The 14,969-nt window shown below is 32.0% G+C and carries 14 protein-coding genes and 3 pseudogenes; 5 read left to right on the forward strand and 12 right to left on the reverse strand.

The window, feature by feature from the left end:
* Positions 1 to 153 precede the first annotated feature (153 nt).
* Positions 154 to 723, reverse strand: coding sequence for a hypothetical protein (locus tag C568_RS35820; protein WP_018783243.1), 570 nt, complete (start codon positions 721 to 723; stop codon positions 154 to 156).
* Positions 724 to 923: 200 nt separating this feature from the next.
* Between C568_RS35820 and C568_RS0126595 the strand changes: the two genes are divergently transcribed.
* Positions 924 to 1,670, forward strand: coding sequence for a hypothetical protein (locus tag C568_RS0126595; RefSeq protein ID WP_018783244.1), 747 nt, complete (start codon positions 924 to 926; stop codon positions 1,668 to 1,670).
* Positions 1,671 to 2,360: 690 nt separating this feature from the next.
* On the opposite strand, the gene C568_RS0126600 is transcribed toward C568_RS0126595, so the two are convergent.
* From C568_RS0126600 to C568_RS0126615, 4 genes are all read right to left on the reverse strand, one after another.
* Positions 2,361 to 3,023, reverse strand: coding sequence for a hypothetical protein (locus C568_RS0126600; RefSeq protein WP_018783245.1), 663 nt, complete (start codon positions 3,021 to 3,023; stop codon positions 2,361 to 2,363).
* Between the two features lie 542 nt (positions 3,024 to 3,565).
* Complete coding sequence (locus C568_RS0126605) at positions 3,566 to 4,174, reverse strand: recombinase family protein (protein ID WP_018783246.1); 609 nt, start codon at positions 4,172 to 4,174, stop codon at positions 3,566 to 3,568.
* A gap of 315 nt (positions 4,175 to 4,489) precedes the next feature.
* A complete protein-coding gene (gene hfq, locus C568_RS0126610) occupies positions 4,490 to 4,678 on the reverse strand; it encodes an RNA chaperone Hfq (protein ID WP_018783247.1) in 189 nt (62 codons plus the stop codon).
* Positions 4,679 to 4,974: 296 nt separating this feature from the next.
* Entirely contained in the window at positions 4,975 to 5,502 is a 528-nt protein-coding gene (locus C568_RS0126615) for a DUF4352 domain-containing protein (protein ID WP_018783248.1), read from the reverse strand.
* Positions 5,503 to 5,733: 231 nt separating this feature from the next.
* Here C568_RS0126615 and C568_RS31350 point away from each other — a divergent pair.
* Together C568_RS31350 and C568_RS0126625 are read left to right on the forward strand one after the other, a co-directional pair.
* Positions 5,734 to 6,135 (forward strand): annotated as a pseudogene (locus C568_RS31350) (recombinase family protein); the annotation flags it as partial.
* A 206-nt stretch (positions 6,136 to 6,341) separates the two neighbouring features.
* Positions 6,342 to 6,731, forward strand: coding sequence for a cupredoxin domain-containing protein (locus C568_RS0126625; RefSeq protein WP_018783250.1), 390 nt, complete (start codon positions 6,342 to 6,344; stop codon positions 6,729 to 6,731).
* Positions 6,732 to 7,084: 353 nt separating this feature from the next.
* Here the strand turns inward: C568_RS0126625 and C568_RS0126630 are convergent, their stop codons facing one another.
* The 4 genes and pseudogenes from C568_RS0126630 to C568_RS0126645 form a co-directional block, all read right to left on the reverse strand.
* Positions 7,085 to 7,321 carry a hypothetical protein gene (locus C568_RS0126630; RefSeq protein WP_042511187.1) on the reverse strand — a complete coding sequence of 79 codons (237 nt, stop codon included), beginning with the start codon at positions 7,319 to 7,321 and terminating at the stop codon, positions 7,085 to 7,087.
* A gap of 420 nt (positions 7,322 to 7,741) precedes the next feature.
* On the reverse strand, positions 7,742 to 8,608 hold the full coding sequence (locus tag C568_RS0126635; protein ID WP_003202979.1) for an ATP-grasp domain-containing protein: 867 nt from the start codon (positions 8,606 to 8,608) through the stop codon (positions 7,742 to 7,744).
* A gap of 378 nt (positions 8,609 to 8,986) precedes the next feature.
* Positions 8,987 to 9,097: pseudogene (locus C568_RS35825) on the reverse strand (recombinase family protein); the annotation flags it as partial.
* Positions 9,098 to 9,265: 168 nt separating this feature from the next.
* Complete coding sequence (locus tag C568_RS0126645) at positions 9,266 to 10,441, reverse strand: DUF4272 domain-containing protein (RefSeq protein WP_018783252.1); 1,176 nt, start codon at positions 10,439 to 10,441, stop codon at positions 9,266 to 9,268.
* A 920-nt stretch (positions 10,442 to 11,361) separates the two neighbouring features.
* On the opposite strand from C568_RS0126645, the gene C568_RS0126655 reads away from it, so the two are divergent.
* Positions 11,362 to 11,559 carry a DUF3955 domain-containing protein gene (locus C568_RS0126655; protein WP_018783254.1) on the forward strand — a complete coding sequence of 66 codons (198 nt, stop codon included), beginning with the start codon at positions 11,362 to 11,364 and terminating at the stop codon, positions 11,557 to 11,559.
* 355 nt (positions 11,560 to 11,914) lie between these two features.
* Here C568_RS0126655 and C568_RS0126660 read toward each other — a convergent pair.
* Positions 11,915 to 12,220, reverse strand: a pseudogene (locus C568_RS0126660) (IS66 family transposase); the annotation flags it as partial.
* Positions 12,221 to 12,299: 79 nt separating this feature from the next.
* On the reverse strand, positions 12,300 to 12,488 hold the full coding sequence (locus tag C568_RS0126665) for a hypothetical protein (RefSeq protein WP_018783256.1): 189 nt from the start codon (positions 12,486 to 12,488) through the stop codon (positions 12,300 to 12,302).
* 905 nt (positions 12,489 to 13,393) lie between these two features.
* Between C568_RS0126665 and C568_RS0126670 the strand changes: the two genes are divergently transcribed.
* Positions 13,394 to 13,669: a hypothetical protein gene (locus tag C568_RS0126670; RefSeq protein WP_018783257.1), complete on the forward strand. Its 276-nt coding sequence runs from the start codon at positions 13,394 to 13,396 to the stop codon at positions 13,667 to 13,669.
* 330 nt (positions 13,670 to 13,999) lie between these two features.
* Here the strand turns inward: C568_RS0126670 and C568_RS0126675 are convergent, their stop codons facing one another.
* Positions 14,000 to 14,506, reverse strand: coding sequence for a DUF1648 domain-containing protein (locus tag C568_RS0126675; RefSeq protein WP_018783258.1), 507 nt, complete (start codon positions 14,504 to 14,506; stop codon positions 14,000 to 14,002).
* Between the last annotated feature and the right edge of the window lie 463 nt (positions 14,507 to 14,969).

Raw genomic sequence — 14,969 nt, forward strand, 5'->3', positions numbered from 1 at the left:
ATAAGTCTTGAAACTCAACTTCGACTCTATATGCAACATTATGTTCTCTCAGTATTTTTATAGTTCGCCATTGAAATGATGAAATGTTATGGCAGTTACAATAAGCATCACAATAATATCCATCTTTCGCTTTAGATCCGTATTTATCATTTTTTATCTTAAAATCTGATGATTTAAATTCATATTCATTACCACACAGATAGCAACGACATCTATATAACTTATATACTTTACATTTGCCACCTTCCTTCCTCTTCTTCCTCTATGAAATATAATAGGTTTCCCCTCATAATTTTCATCAATACATTCTAATACCTCTAATGATTCATGTGTGGTATATAAATAATTAATATCATAACTTTCATCTTTTACTCTAGGATATGAAGCTATCCTTTTTCTCTCACGTTCCTGCTTTACCGCACAATTATCCCCACAATCTCTATATTTTTTTCCAGAAAAATAAATCTCACCAAGATACTTTACTTTTCCGCATTCACACTGGCATTGGTATTTCTTGCAAGACTTCCAATCTTGTATGAATCTATCATAAACATCTACAGAATCAAAAGTATTCCCAGTAATTATTTCTCCATTTATAAACCTTTGCTTTTTTTGTTCTAGGTCTGCAATTTTCTTTTTAGCAAATTCTTCTTGATATACTTCAAAACCACCGATTATAGTAAAACATCCATGTTTCTTTCCAATAGGCAATACGCTGTCCATGTATTTCAATCCTCCCCCATTTGTAATATAGACACTAACGATCTATCGAATACTTTTGTATTATTTAACATTCATTTACCATCTTTCTCTTCTAATGCATTAATTTGCTTTGCCCATTTCGTGGATAAGAAAATTGCAGAGTTTGCAGGTGGATTTTAGTCTGATATATATTTATAATTGTTGTAAGGGGGCTACTTAATATGAGAAAAAAGAGCTGTGCTTTACTTATTGAAGAATGTGAAGAATTGTTAAATCAAATAGATGATAAATTCCGTAAAGCATTTAAAAGTCCTGAAAATGCAGGGATTGCAGTACCTAAAGTAAAAAGTCTTCTAGAGCATTGCAGAAGCATACTAGAATATACCGCAAAAGATATTTTTGAATTAGTACTGCCTGAACAGGAAAGAATTCGCAAATTAAACAGTAAGGACAGTAATGTCTATTTTCCTTATGGACCGACAACAAAGACATTTAGAAGCAGTGTCTCTAAAAACTTACCGGGGTTATTTAGTAGTGATGAACAAGTATATCGGCTAGTTGAATGTCTTCAGGACCATAAGAGAGACGAGAAAAACAAATTCCTTACACACATGTGTAGGCGAACTAATGATAACAAGCATGATGATTTATCAGAGAGTGAAAGACAGAGTAGTACATATATGCAAATCGGGGGTCTAGCACGAATTAATCAAAATTCGAGTATTACCTTTAAGAACAATTTTGTTAACGGGATGCCGACAGGGAATTTTTCAGTTGAAAATGGCCACATATATGGTAATATAAACCCTCGCTTTCTTAATGAAATAGTTCAATATGAAGAAGGTCAATATGTATTTAAGGGAACTAGAAAGAATGTAGTACAGTTCTTACAATTTTCTTTAAACGAGATTAAACAGTTTGTTGATGATTTGTATCAAATTTTAGAATTGAGATATACATATCTATAAGTGAGAAAGAAGGACAGCCGGAAAAATCCGGCTGCTATTTTATCTATATCATACAAGTACAGGTTCTTGCTTTCTACTTTTGGGAGACTCCCCAAACTGAAAGGGCCCATGACCCAAAAAAGAAATTTGTACATTAAGGAATTTTTTTACACAAATAAGTAGTAGATGTACCAACAAACGGACTATATCCATTGATTGGTTTTAAAAACCTTATAGTTATTAATATTGGGGGTCCCGCCACATCGCTATCAAGTTAAGGTTTTGCGCTTTCCATAAAGCAAAAAATATGTTCTCCTTTCCTATAACTCTACAGAAAGGATAGCGTATTTTTTTCATTTTAGGGGGTGTTTTATTAGCTTGATAGCGATGTATAGTGACCCCTATTTTACAATAAATAAAAGGAATCCATTTTGATTAATCTTTTTCAAAATGGATTCCTTTCTTTTTAATCCAACTTTTCGTTTTATAAAAAAATTGGATTAAAACTTACAGTGGGCGCCGTTCTTGAGAACCCCAAGGGAATTAAGCGGTGCAACTTTTTTATAACAGTTAAACTTTTTTCAAAACGGTACAAAAGTAAGCCTATGACTCAAAATTACACGTATCTCGGCTGTACCCCATATTCTTTTCGACACTTATTCGACAAAATAAAAAACCTAATTTAATTAGGTTTTAACGTGTAGTTTGGTTTCAATTGGAGGGTTCTTTTAGGTTTTTTGTCTTAAATATATTTAGACACATTTTTTTAAATTGTCGTTTATACATATGAAACGGTCTAATTAATCGATTTACTTGTTGCTCTGTTAAGTAAAACTCTGTAATTTTTTCAGGAATTTCTTCTTGAAAAGGAAAATTTTCTTTATATAATCTTGTTCGCTCCAATGCAAGTTTTACGGACATTCTTACCCAATTTAATTTCACATCAGATGTGTCTATATATTCTAAAAAGTTGTGGTTTTTCCCATCATCAAGAACATAATTCTTATTGTATTGAGTAAAGAAGGGTTGATTCTTATGATTTACATTTCTAACCCAAATTATTTCTTCTGTATTTAAGTACATTGTATGCTTCTTATCTTTTGATCGAAAATACATGGCTCCGTTTTCTTGGAATAGCTTAGGATTATATTCATTTAAAAAAGCAAAACAACCGGATGAGTTAGGATCATCAAAATGAGGTTCTATAATCATATTTTCATTGTCTAAAATTTGATCATTATTAGTTAACTTTGTGATCTCTACATCAAGAAAAGGAAGCGCATGATGAAAATAAGAAGAGTTGTATGGCTTTGTAAAAAAACCTTTATTATCAAAGCGAATTACTTTTGCAAACTCCATTGTTTGATTAAGCATCTAGTTTCCTCCTTATTTCTCTAAATATAATTCCACTAACACTCCTGTTCCCGATTAGTAAAGTCATCAAGAAGCATAAAATATTTAATTTTATAAAAGGCATGATTGAGATTTTAAATAACAACCATTATTTCCAAAATATTACTTGCATGTTTATTTATTTTATCATAAACGTACGTACGTATTAGGTATATAGTTTTTGAAATGAGTTTTCAACAAAAAGACAGTTAAAATTGCTTGATACTAATTGTCCAAAAATAATCGTTTTTGATTAAATATGCTATGAATCAATTAAAATTATTTATTTCTTTTAGGGTGAATGAATATTTGAATGCTTCCATTCATGTTTAACTAGAAAAACAAAAAGAACTTGTAGGAATCACTACAAGTTCTTTTTGAGATAATGTAAATTTGGAAACAACAAACTATCTTAACAGATTCATCATAGAAACTACAGGGGTGATGCTTTGACAATTTCATTATATAACAAATATTAGCAATTAAATATTTTAATTTTGAAAATTATGTGAATTTATAAAATGTTAATATGTTTTATTTTCATATCTTTTTACAAGCCTGTAAAATGTGGTTTTAGATAGATCCGCTTGTTTCCTTGCCTCAACAGCAGTTATCGTACCTGTTTTCCAAGCGTTATAAGCAGCGATAAATTCAACTGTAATTTCTGTCTTTGGTCTTCCGAGATGTATTCCTTGTTTTTTAGCTAGATGTATTCCTTCTTGTTGTCGGACTTTTATCTTTGATCGCTCTTCTTCAGCAAGCCACGAAAGAATTTGAAGTACCAGGTCTGTAATGAGATTTCCCAAGTTATCTTGATACTTAGTTGTATCTAATAAAGGCATATCAATTACAACGATGTGGGCTTTAATATTTTTAGTAATATCCTTCCATTCATTTAAAATCGCTTCTTTGTTTCTCCCAAAACGATCTAATGATTGTACATATAAAATATCTCCTTCCCGTAACATCATTTTTACAAGTTGATATTTTTGACGATTAAAATCTTTACCAGATTGTTTATCAATGAAAATATCTCTTTCATCAATACCAACTTGTTTCATTGCTTCTAGTTGTCTACCTTCGTTTTGATCTTTGCTACTTACACGTATGTATCCGAATTTTCTGTTATTCAAGGTATCAGAATCTCCTTCTCTTGATGTTTTATAATACATATTATAGCAAAATAGTTCCAAAAGGTATCTATCTTTTAGAAACGTTTCAAAAATCAATTTTTGAGGTTTTGGAACTAATATTTCATGTAATTTTTATAGTTCCAAAAGGTGTACCTTTTGGAACAAAAAATAGAATCCTTATGATAAGGATTCTGCAACAGGAAACAACAAATATATAGAAGTAAGATAAAGAGAATTACTTATTATTATATCGCATATATACATAATGTAATGTTGAGAAAATGTTAAGAAATGGTCAAATCATTCTCATATGTATTATGCAGTAATGGTTGAAACGGCTTGTTTGTAAACGAGTTTCTGTTTACCATGAACCATCATAAGAATCGCAAATTTGTCCATTGCAAGAATCTGCCCGGTTATCCTAACCCCACTCTTTAAAACTACAGTGATTGGCTTTTTTTTCTCTTTTAATAATTCAGATGTTTTCTCTTGTAGACCGTTCATATAGCTTCCCCCCCTTTCTATAATCGTATCATACTTAAATTTAAATACTGGCTTATACACGTATTTCTCATATAGCCATTGAAAAGGAATCTCCTAGTATTACGGATTTGTTTTTTATTACAAGAAAGCTCATTTTTTCGTTTTGGGGTAATTCTGAATTCTTAAGTTGATGGGCATGGGGTATTTTGTTTTGTTAGCTTGATAGTGATGTGGTGATACCCCATTAATTAGATATAGTATGTGAAATTTTAAAAGAAGACACTCAATTCGAGTGTCTTTTCTTTTTGTAGATATTATTATTGAAGATTTACTCGAACTTCTTCTTCTGATAAGGAAATTGGTTTGAAGATTAATTGAAGCTTAGGATCTCCTTGTTTTGATTCGAAAGCAATAGTTCCAGTTATTTTCCCATTTTGTGCAAGTTTTCCAAAATTCAATTGAGTATCTTGGTTAATCATAGTTAACGTTGGATCTACAATATTTCCTTCACTGTTTTGTAAACTGAAATCGTGAGCATTATAATGTATTTCTTCTTTGCCGCCGTTTTCTATAGTTACATTAGCGATTAAAAATTCATGACCCTCTTTAGGTTTATCGAATTCTCCACCTGGAGACTTTTCAACATTTGTAACAGTTAATTTGTGATTTCCAAGTTTAATTGTTTCGCCAACTTTAAATTTTTTTTTCTCTTCTTTCTTTTCAGTTGTTTGTTCTGTTTTTGTATCATTTGATACTTTCTTGGCAGTTTCTTCTGTATCACTACATCCCGCTAGACTTATAACAAGCGCTCCAGTTATAACGAGTGTACCCATCTTCTTATACATTTCGTTTCCTCCAATTATGTAAAATGTATGATTCCTGAACTATCATAACAAATATGGTTACAACTTTTTTGTCAGATTATGTCGAACATAAATAAAAAAAGAGAGCATAAGCTCTCAGATGGAAAATGTTTCTTCTACAAGGGGTCACCATACATGCCCATCAACTTAAGAATTCAGAACTATCCCAAAACGAAAAAATGAGCTTTTTTGTTATAAGTTAGCACAAAATTTCTTTCTGGGGATACTTTGGTCGTAACTAGAATGAATCGTTTGGGTCGAAATACCATTCAGCTATTACAATTAGTAGAACAACTTCGGGAAAAGGATGTTCACTTTGCGATTTTAAATTTAGGAATAGATACTAGAACTCCAACAGGAAAATTCTTTTTAACTGTCATGGCTGCCTTTAGTGAACTAGATCGAGAAATGATTAAAGAAAAACAACGTGTGGGAATAAAGTTAGCGAAACAAAAAGGAGTGTATAGAGGAAGATTGAAGAAATACACGGATAAGCACCCAGGTATGAATCATGCGATTGAATTAAGGAAGCATACCAATAAAACTGTTAAGGAAATCTGCCAAATTACAGGAGTGAGTCAGGCCGCTCTGTATCGTAGATTAAAAGAACTTTAATAAAGTTCTTTTTTTATTTGTAATTAAATCCCAGAGTGGCCCCTCATACCCAGAATCATTTCCGTACCCCCATTAGAGTCGATCTTTTTTCTTTGTCACTGTTTCAGATAAAAGAGTTACTATTTGAAGCACGTTGGAATCCCATTAATAGTGATAATATTTTATGAATTGGAAAACAATAGTACTTAGGAAAGGGAGGATTGCGAATGTCTGTAAAAAATCGGTTAACTGGATTGGTCGTTTTGCTTACGATTATTGTGGTTGTGACAACTCCAGGCTCACACAGTGTATTTGCCGAATCCGGCGTCGTAACACAGCCTATTGAGTCAGTGAAAGTGATTGAGGTCGGGTTGAACGATGATTACTTTAATCCGAAAGTCATCACTATCCCGATTGGAAGAACGACAACGTTGATATTGAAAAACCAAGGTAAGAAAGAGCACACCTTCACAGTGGAAAAGCTCAGAATTGACGCCGAAGTCCAGCCGGGAAAAGAAAAAATCATTACCGTGAAACCTAAAAAGCCCGGTACATATGAACTGATATGTCGGTACCATTTCCAGAAAGGAATGGATGGAAAAGTAATAGTCAAATAACAAGCAGGGCCAATCGGGCCTTGTTTTTTTAATAAGCAACGGTAACTTACTTATTATTACCCAGACATCATTATAACCGCTAACTCCCATCCACAAACAGATGTTCTTACAAAAAGGTAAACGCTCACTTTTTGTAAAGTAAAGAGGTAGGTTTGTTCAATAAGACATAGTAATTAAGATTTTCCACAATCGGGCGCGATTGTGGAGCAATACAGGTAGAAAATGATCAAACTTTTTTATAAAAGAATAATTCAATTGAATATATTAAGAGCGTGTTTTGATCAATCTTTTTTCAACACACGCTCTTTTCTATGATCGTTTATCAAGGTTATTAGTATTAATTTGATCAAACTTTATTTTAAAGCAACAACGGCGTTACAGTCCATAATGATAGGGAAATTAGCTATTACCTCTGTACAAGCTACACTCAATATTTCTATTTCTTCTTCAGTGGGTTCTCCATCAAAATAACCTTTCCAATATAGCGTTTTATTTTCTAATTTTACAGTAAGCCCTCTTAAATTGTTCGGTATTGCACCTAACAAAGAGTAATGGCAAATAATAATTAGGTCATTTATTGTCGGAATCATATTTTTCACCTCAATTAAAGTATATCATTCCTTAATCCCCCCCTTAACACAATAAGAGACTTTTAAAGACCTATATGTGAAAATTGACATTTTCACCTGGAAATATCAATTTTCTCGTTTTGGGGTATTTGCTTTTCTTAGCTTGATAGCGATGTGGTGCTACCCAAAATTAACTGACATTCTAACCAATTTTTTTTGATATTAAGGAACTCGTAACCATACTCAGACTTAATTGATTTATAAACATTACTCCTGCGATGAGTTTTTATAGTCAGTCTATAGTTAAAGAAGCGATTCCGGTGTCATCTTAATCAGAACAATGATTCTAGGAGAATAGATGAATCCTATATAGTTCAGTCGATTTAAAAGTGATGAATTAGTACTTTTCGATCGAACCTTTTTAGACTAAAACTAACTTAGCTATATTTTTTCACTTTCTAACATTTTTCTAATTTCATCATAATATTTAAATACATTTTGATTTGACGATAATCCGGATACCTGACCGTCCCCTGTCTCTATGACACCCCAACTACCATCATCAAGTTCAGCAAAATCAACAGTATAGAACTTACTTTTGAGGGATTTGAAAATTTGAACAAAGTCCCTCGGAATGATCTTACTTGTGTTAGGTTGATTGGAATTTCTGCAAAGAGATACTAGTTCCCCATTTAAGAAAAACGCTCTATATTCATTTGTAAAACCAAAATATTTTTTTAAATCTACAAATTCCTTAATCACGATACCACCTGTATATAAATTGGCTCGGAGTTCAATAAATTTTTGTATATAATAATCCATTTTTTGACCAACAACTGGTGTTTCAAAATAATCTGGAAAACTTGAGCCCTTAACTGATTTCACATAATCTTTGACCATAAATCTTTTAAAGGATCTATTTATAGTAACCCAATCAATCGTTTTCTGGTCTTGATAATAGATACTCTTGGGTGTGTAAGATTTTATTGAATCATAGACATTTGGAAACAGGTGGCATTCGTTGTACTCTACAGGAGAGTTTATTAATTTCAAACCCTTGTCCAATAATTCTTTATAAAGATCTTCATATTGCAAAGGTGTTAGCATCCATCCTCTATACACACAGGTTCCCCTGTACCTGTTATTTGGATATATACTTAGTTTGCCATTTGTGATGAATTCTTCGTAATCATAGACTGCAGTTTCAAACTCAGGGAATTTTGCTACTTCGTTATATTCATCTTTATAATTAGCGTCAACTTTTCTGATGTCAAAATAATCGGATGGAAATAAAAATAACGTGGACATATTTTACAAATTCCTTTCACACTTTATGGGATTATGGAGCAAAAAATTTCTTAAACTAATAAATACTAATTATGCTTCTCTTAGTAGAGGGCATTATCAAGAAATGTAAATCGTTTCAACCAGAATTTACTTCACTGCCCTTGAGGTGATACCTCCGGTACAAATTTAGTTTTTGTAATAGAGGGGAGAGAATGTCTGACTATTCTTCACTTAATCATTACGCGATGAGTTCATGAAGTCCAATACAATCCAGTGTACCCAGTGACAATTAAACTGCTCTCGTATATGTTAAGGAATCAGCATGTTAAATTCACTAACATTATCACTAATTTTATTGATATCGAATGCTTTATTATCTCCACTTATATTTAATTGATTCTCATATTCTTTCATTACCTTGTAAAATGTATTTTTCTTTAGTCCTAATCGATTCATAAAGATTACGCCTGAAATTTCTCTATTTTTCCATGTTAGATATGTTTCTTCTATAAATCTTTTAAATGTGCTGATATCGGTAACAAATAAAATCACTCCTGTTTTATAATGACTGGGATAATATCAAAATCCTGATTCTACCCCTGAATACTATATCCAACGCTAATTAACATAACAATCTTTATCGGAAATAAAAAAGCTATACAGAACTAAGAATATAGATTATGTATCCATGGAGATACAGTCCCAAGCTTCATTTCTATAACTGATTAGCCAAAACAAGCCCCTTCGTCTTTCAACTACAATACTTTCCTGCATACCAGCAGTCGCTTCTCTCTCATTAATTCTATCATGTACACAAGCCCAATGAAGCCGATAAATGAGGTCGGCCTCGTCCAAAATCTCTTCTGCACTTCGCAACCTTGTTTGTTGATAAAATTCATTAAAAGAACCACAATCAGAAACAAGTTTAATTGCGTAATGACAGTCACAGATCTCTTTTGGAAATTTCAGTGTATTCACGAGACCTATTGACCAAAGTAAAACCCACTGGGCTTCATACTGCCATGCAATCTGTATGGCTTCTTTCTGGTCAGGTTGCTCTGAATTTAGGAAATCTCTTTCCTGCTTCGTTAATGATTCAACCACACCGAATTTGTTCAACAGCTCCATGACGAACTCTTTGGAAGCTTTTAAATCTCCTTCTTGGGCAACATCACAAGCATATTGTATGACAATCAGCAAAGCTACTGCTCTCTTCGTAATCTCTTCTCGACTTCTCAACTGAATACTTGTCAAAGGAGGCAATTGAGACAACCCTTCGATATATGGAATCCCCTTATCTTGCAGGTTGTTTATCGATTTCTGTCTTCTTTCTTCCCCATCGGTAGAAGTACTATCCTTGCCCATTATTATCTTCGTACATGCGTGAGGAGTAAATTCTGAAGGACCAGAGGATCCATCTGGAAATACGATTACTTGTCCATCCTTCCCGATGAGAGTACGATCAGGGATAAAACCAATACCGTTTACCTGATTGAGTAACTTAAGGAACAGTTCCACGTAGTCATCACTATAATCCTTCTCCGTCTCTATAGCAATTATGGTATTAATTACAGAAATCTGTGTCAAAACCATCGTCTTAACGCGTTCTTCTTGAAATGCAATTTGATCGTACATATGCATCATTCCAGGAATATTATTGGAAAAATAATCAGGATATGATTCTTCAGAATACACCCGGATAATAATTTTATTTTTGCCAAATAGTCTCTTCGATTGAATAGTATATTCATTTTTATTGCGCACAACCTTGAATCCATTTTGGAAAACTTGAGTAATGAAACCTTCTATATCATTTGTATCGTTCCTTGATGCAAATATCGTGAAAAATCTCAACTTTTTCCCTCCTCGAATGCTTATATTCCACGTAGCTATTTTGAAAAACCCTTAGTGTTATTGTATACAATGTTTGGTTTCACGTTGTCATTTTAAGAAGATTGTACGTTTAGGGGTACGAAAACGATTCAAAGAATAACCCGCCACATCTGAAATTTTTTCCAATTAAACTTTTGAGATAAGTCATATGGGACGCTTTTACCTTAGGAGAATCGTCAAAAAGCCTAACATCCCAATCAAGTACACTCTACTGGGATGAATTTAAAATATATATCGTTAAAAAACAATTTAAATAGAGTATTTCAGGTTTGGAAAAGTAAAAAAGATACAAAAATTCTATTTTTTACAGATGTGGCGGGTCAATGGCCGAATCGTTGCCGTATGCCTATAACAAAAGAACCTCACACTTTATCCACCTTAAGATACTTTAGTATTTCTAGAAATAATATATAAGATTAATACAAGAATAAATAATGAAATACTAACTATGCCAGTTACTGTCTCGTTATTTATTGTGTAATTTACAATAGTAATAATAAACAAACAAAGAGTACCTATTAATGCTAACTTTTCTTTTATAAATTTAAGCATTAATTCATCCCCTTTTCTAATAAATATAGCACAAATAAATTAGAAAATAATGTAAAATCAGAGAATTAAATCTTTAAAATCGAAAATAAACTTTTGAATAAAAGTTTACTTTCAATTTCACTAAAAAAAAGCCAAAAGATGACATTAAATAAGTCATCTTTTAGGGATAGCACCAACATTTCGTACGCTTAGAATTCCCTGTCCATACCTTACGAATTTGTAAGCTTTTTGTCATGTATTTGAATAGTACCAACTAATACAAGGGGATTATAATACTGACTATATAGCAATTATTATATGTTAAATAAACTTAAAGACGGAGGTCTAAAATGAAAAAATATATTTTATCTTTAATACCATTTATCTTAGGAGTCGGATGTTTAGTTAGCTTTAATACGGTCGGATCTAAAGTCGCAGCGGATGGTACTCTTGTAGAACCATTTTATTTACTACCAATTGGTTATTCATTGATAGCTATCGGTATCATTAGTATTTTTGTAAGTGAAATGAAAAAAGTTAATAGATAAAGAAAAAAGAATCTTATCTTAAGTAAAGTTCTTTTTTATGGGGTATCGTTTTAAAAATAAGCTTAGCGTACAAAATTTTCCGGATATTAGCGGTACCCCTTACATAAAACGAAAAAGAGTCCTAAATTAATAGGGCTCTTTTTCATTATTTTGAAAGTAAACTTTTTATTATTAGTTTACATTTGCATATCATTATAAACACCTTGATATAACCTAATTAAGAATTCTATATAAATACAAATTATATCTCTTAAATCTACAAATGTAATATAATGATAATAATATATTCATTGAAAGATTGAGGGGGAACATTATGCAAAGTTTAAAAGTAAGCATATTTAGCTGATAAATCGTCTTAGCGTACACCAAACACCTTAAATTGTGTCCAAATTGTGCCGTAACGTACAATTTTCTTTTTTTGATATGGTGAGGCCTTATTGTTTAAATCGATATTTGGGAGCGTTTCAAACAAATATAGAAGATAATGATAGGGACTTAAATTGTTCTCTTTTGCGGTTTCAATCACATTATACATAATGGCACTTCCTCTAGCACCTCTCGGTGTATTTGAGAACATCCAATTTTTTCTCCCGATCACAAATGGTTTAATAGAACGTTCACTTCTGTTGTTATCGATTTCTAAACGACCGTCTAATAAAAAAGTTTCAACAGAATAAAAACATGATTCTTCCCCCAAAAAAACTAGCTACTATAAATTACTAGTTCAGATTATCTTGAAGTTATTTTTCTTTCTTCTTTTTAAATGCCAAAACATAAAATAATATGGGGATTAAAAAATCTGCCAATAACTCTCCCATTCCATAAGGATCGACCTTAATATCTCCTCCTGCTAGATGCATAATAGATGATATTGTAAACAAAATTGCTACAACTAATGCCCATTTACGTTGAATTAATTTATTATTCATTTTTCTTCACTTGCTTTCATAAAATATTTTTTTCATACAATACCCATTATGGTAGTAATACCTATATTAATTAGGGTTTATTTCGTATGCGAATTTTTAAATAATCTACACTGATCCCCTATAAAAAGCAAAAAAACTCCTCTAAAAATTTCCTAATGCAGTCTTAGATTGATAGTGATGTGGTTGTACCACCAAGTATATTGTATTTCAATCCAATTACTATTTTACCATATTTAACTATATTGTTGTTAAGAAAGGTGAATTATTCGTACCACCAACATTTTAACAAAAATATACGCTAAGACAGTTTTAGGAAGCGGAAACTGAATTTTTTATACGCTAAAGATATGCAGGATTTCATGCAGGTTGCGAGGACGATTTGAACTGCCAAATGCTGTTGTGACAGGAATGTATGAAATCCTGCATATAGAGAAGGGAACGGAAAGCTGGAAAACTTTTGGTATGAATGGTTTTCTGGGATTTGGTTACTGCTGATAATGGGACGTTATGTTAACTCTATATGAATATAATATTCATATTTTTTCTTTTGTTTTACTTAAAGAGGTACTGCCAGCATTTCAGAAAAACCCCACACTAAGCAAAAAATACAATAAGCTGCCATATCGACAGCTTATTTATATAATTCTAGGAAGCTAACTTTTAATATTACAGCAAACCCTTTATCACTAAAATGATTATTGGAATAGACCAGGAGATTCCTAACCCTAAATTTATTGTATTCCTCCTTATATACATACCAAAATAATCCAATAATTGTGGTATAATTTTCAATATTGTGTGGGAATGGAGAACACGATTTAAATTAAGATTACGCCTAAAGAACTAGGGTTGATTGCTAAAAAGTATGATAATTTAAGAGAGTCTGTTGAGTTGGGGATGATGAATTGAAAAATAATAAATCAAATAAAGCTTTAAAGATTGGAACTAATATCGTACTTATTTTATTATTCTTAGGTGCAGTCCAAATGTTTTTTGGTGAAAATTATAAAAATAACCACTTTGGTTGGTTATTTTTGATAGCTTTTTGGATGGTTAGAAGTATTTATGGTTTTATCATAAATTTAAAAGAAGGAAATAAGAAGTTAGCATTAATTGATTTAGGTTTAGTAATTTTTGCTTCTTATTTTTTATTTTCCCAGAGTGTTAAATATTTTCTCTGAAAATAACTAGTTCACTAACGGGTCTTTAATTTGAATAAACCTCATATAAAAAAAGCTTAGAGTCATATGAAAACTCTGAGCTTTTTTGGATAATACCGATAAAAAAAATTATGTGAACACTAAAGTCCTCCAGTTAAACAATCTGGAGGACTTTTAATAGTCTTCTAAATACATTGAATCCCGATAATGTGACGTTATGTTAACCAAACATGTATGTTTATTCAATGTGGTTTTTTTCTTATTCAGGATCCTGTCTTTTTGATTTTCCTTTTACCATTGATATTTACCAATTATTTTTCTTTTCTCAATACCGTTTTTATGACAATAATGTTATTTAATTTTTCGTTGCCTCATTATACCTATCACAATTGGAATACCTGTCCCGATAATTACGATAGGTATAAATAATTTTCCAAAACTATTTCCCCACCCTAAAGCTATTGAGATTGACTCATATTGGATCAAAGCAAAGATAAATAAACAAATATTTTTTATTTGATTAACCGCTTTTCGACTATTCAAATAAAACTTCTCAGCATTCGATTTATTAAATCTTCGTGGGTAGTTATGAACTTCGGGAAACTTTTCTAAAGCCTGCATTAAGAGCAGTATGAATACCCCGATACCCGGTAAAATTAAAAGTTCCCATTTTGTCCCCCAACGATCAACAACCCCAGCTGCGTTATAATGTCCCGGTACTTGCTCAGGTAAGTTTCCCCAAATCATGATCAAAAAAATTATTGATAATAAAAAAGATGAATATCCAATGATATCCCAAATCCGTTCACTTTTTGTTTTTTGGATTTTTATTTTTGGTCGTTCCCATGATTTTTCCATGTTTTTACTCCCCCTCTACGATATTTTTATTTTTTTATATCCACATAGCTCTTCTTAAACTATATTTTATCATTTTTCCTGTTTTGGATCTGTTCGGCTTGGCGAAAACTAAAAAACAGCCGAATTTCTCTATGCAATGAGAAAAATACTACCTTACCATTGTATGGAGAAAAACTTGCTACCTATAACGAAAATTATGGTGCGACAAGAAGTTGCATTCCCACAGTGTAGCTTACGCTACCCCTCTAGACGCAAAGAAGGTCTCCATCCGAAACTGTATTTCTGGTAACGGGAATGTAGGTTGCATGAGGAAATGCGGAAACAGAGGACAAATGCATGGTCCGGAACACTGCTAGGAGAAGATAGGTATGGTAAACGAGAGTGAAGGTTTGTAAGCTTCGTAAACGTTAGCTCAAGATAATGCATGGCTTTGCTTGGGTATTGGCAAGAGGAAAAGTAGGGT

Origin of the sequence: Bacillus sp. 95MFCvi2.1, assembly GCF_000374965.1 — a bacterium.
In the GTDB taxonomy this organism is placed as follows: Bacteria; Bacillota; Bacilli; order Bacillales; family Bacillaceae_G; genus Bacillus_A; species Bacillus_A pseudomycoides.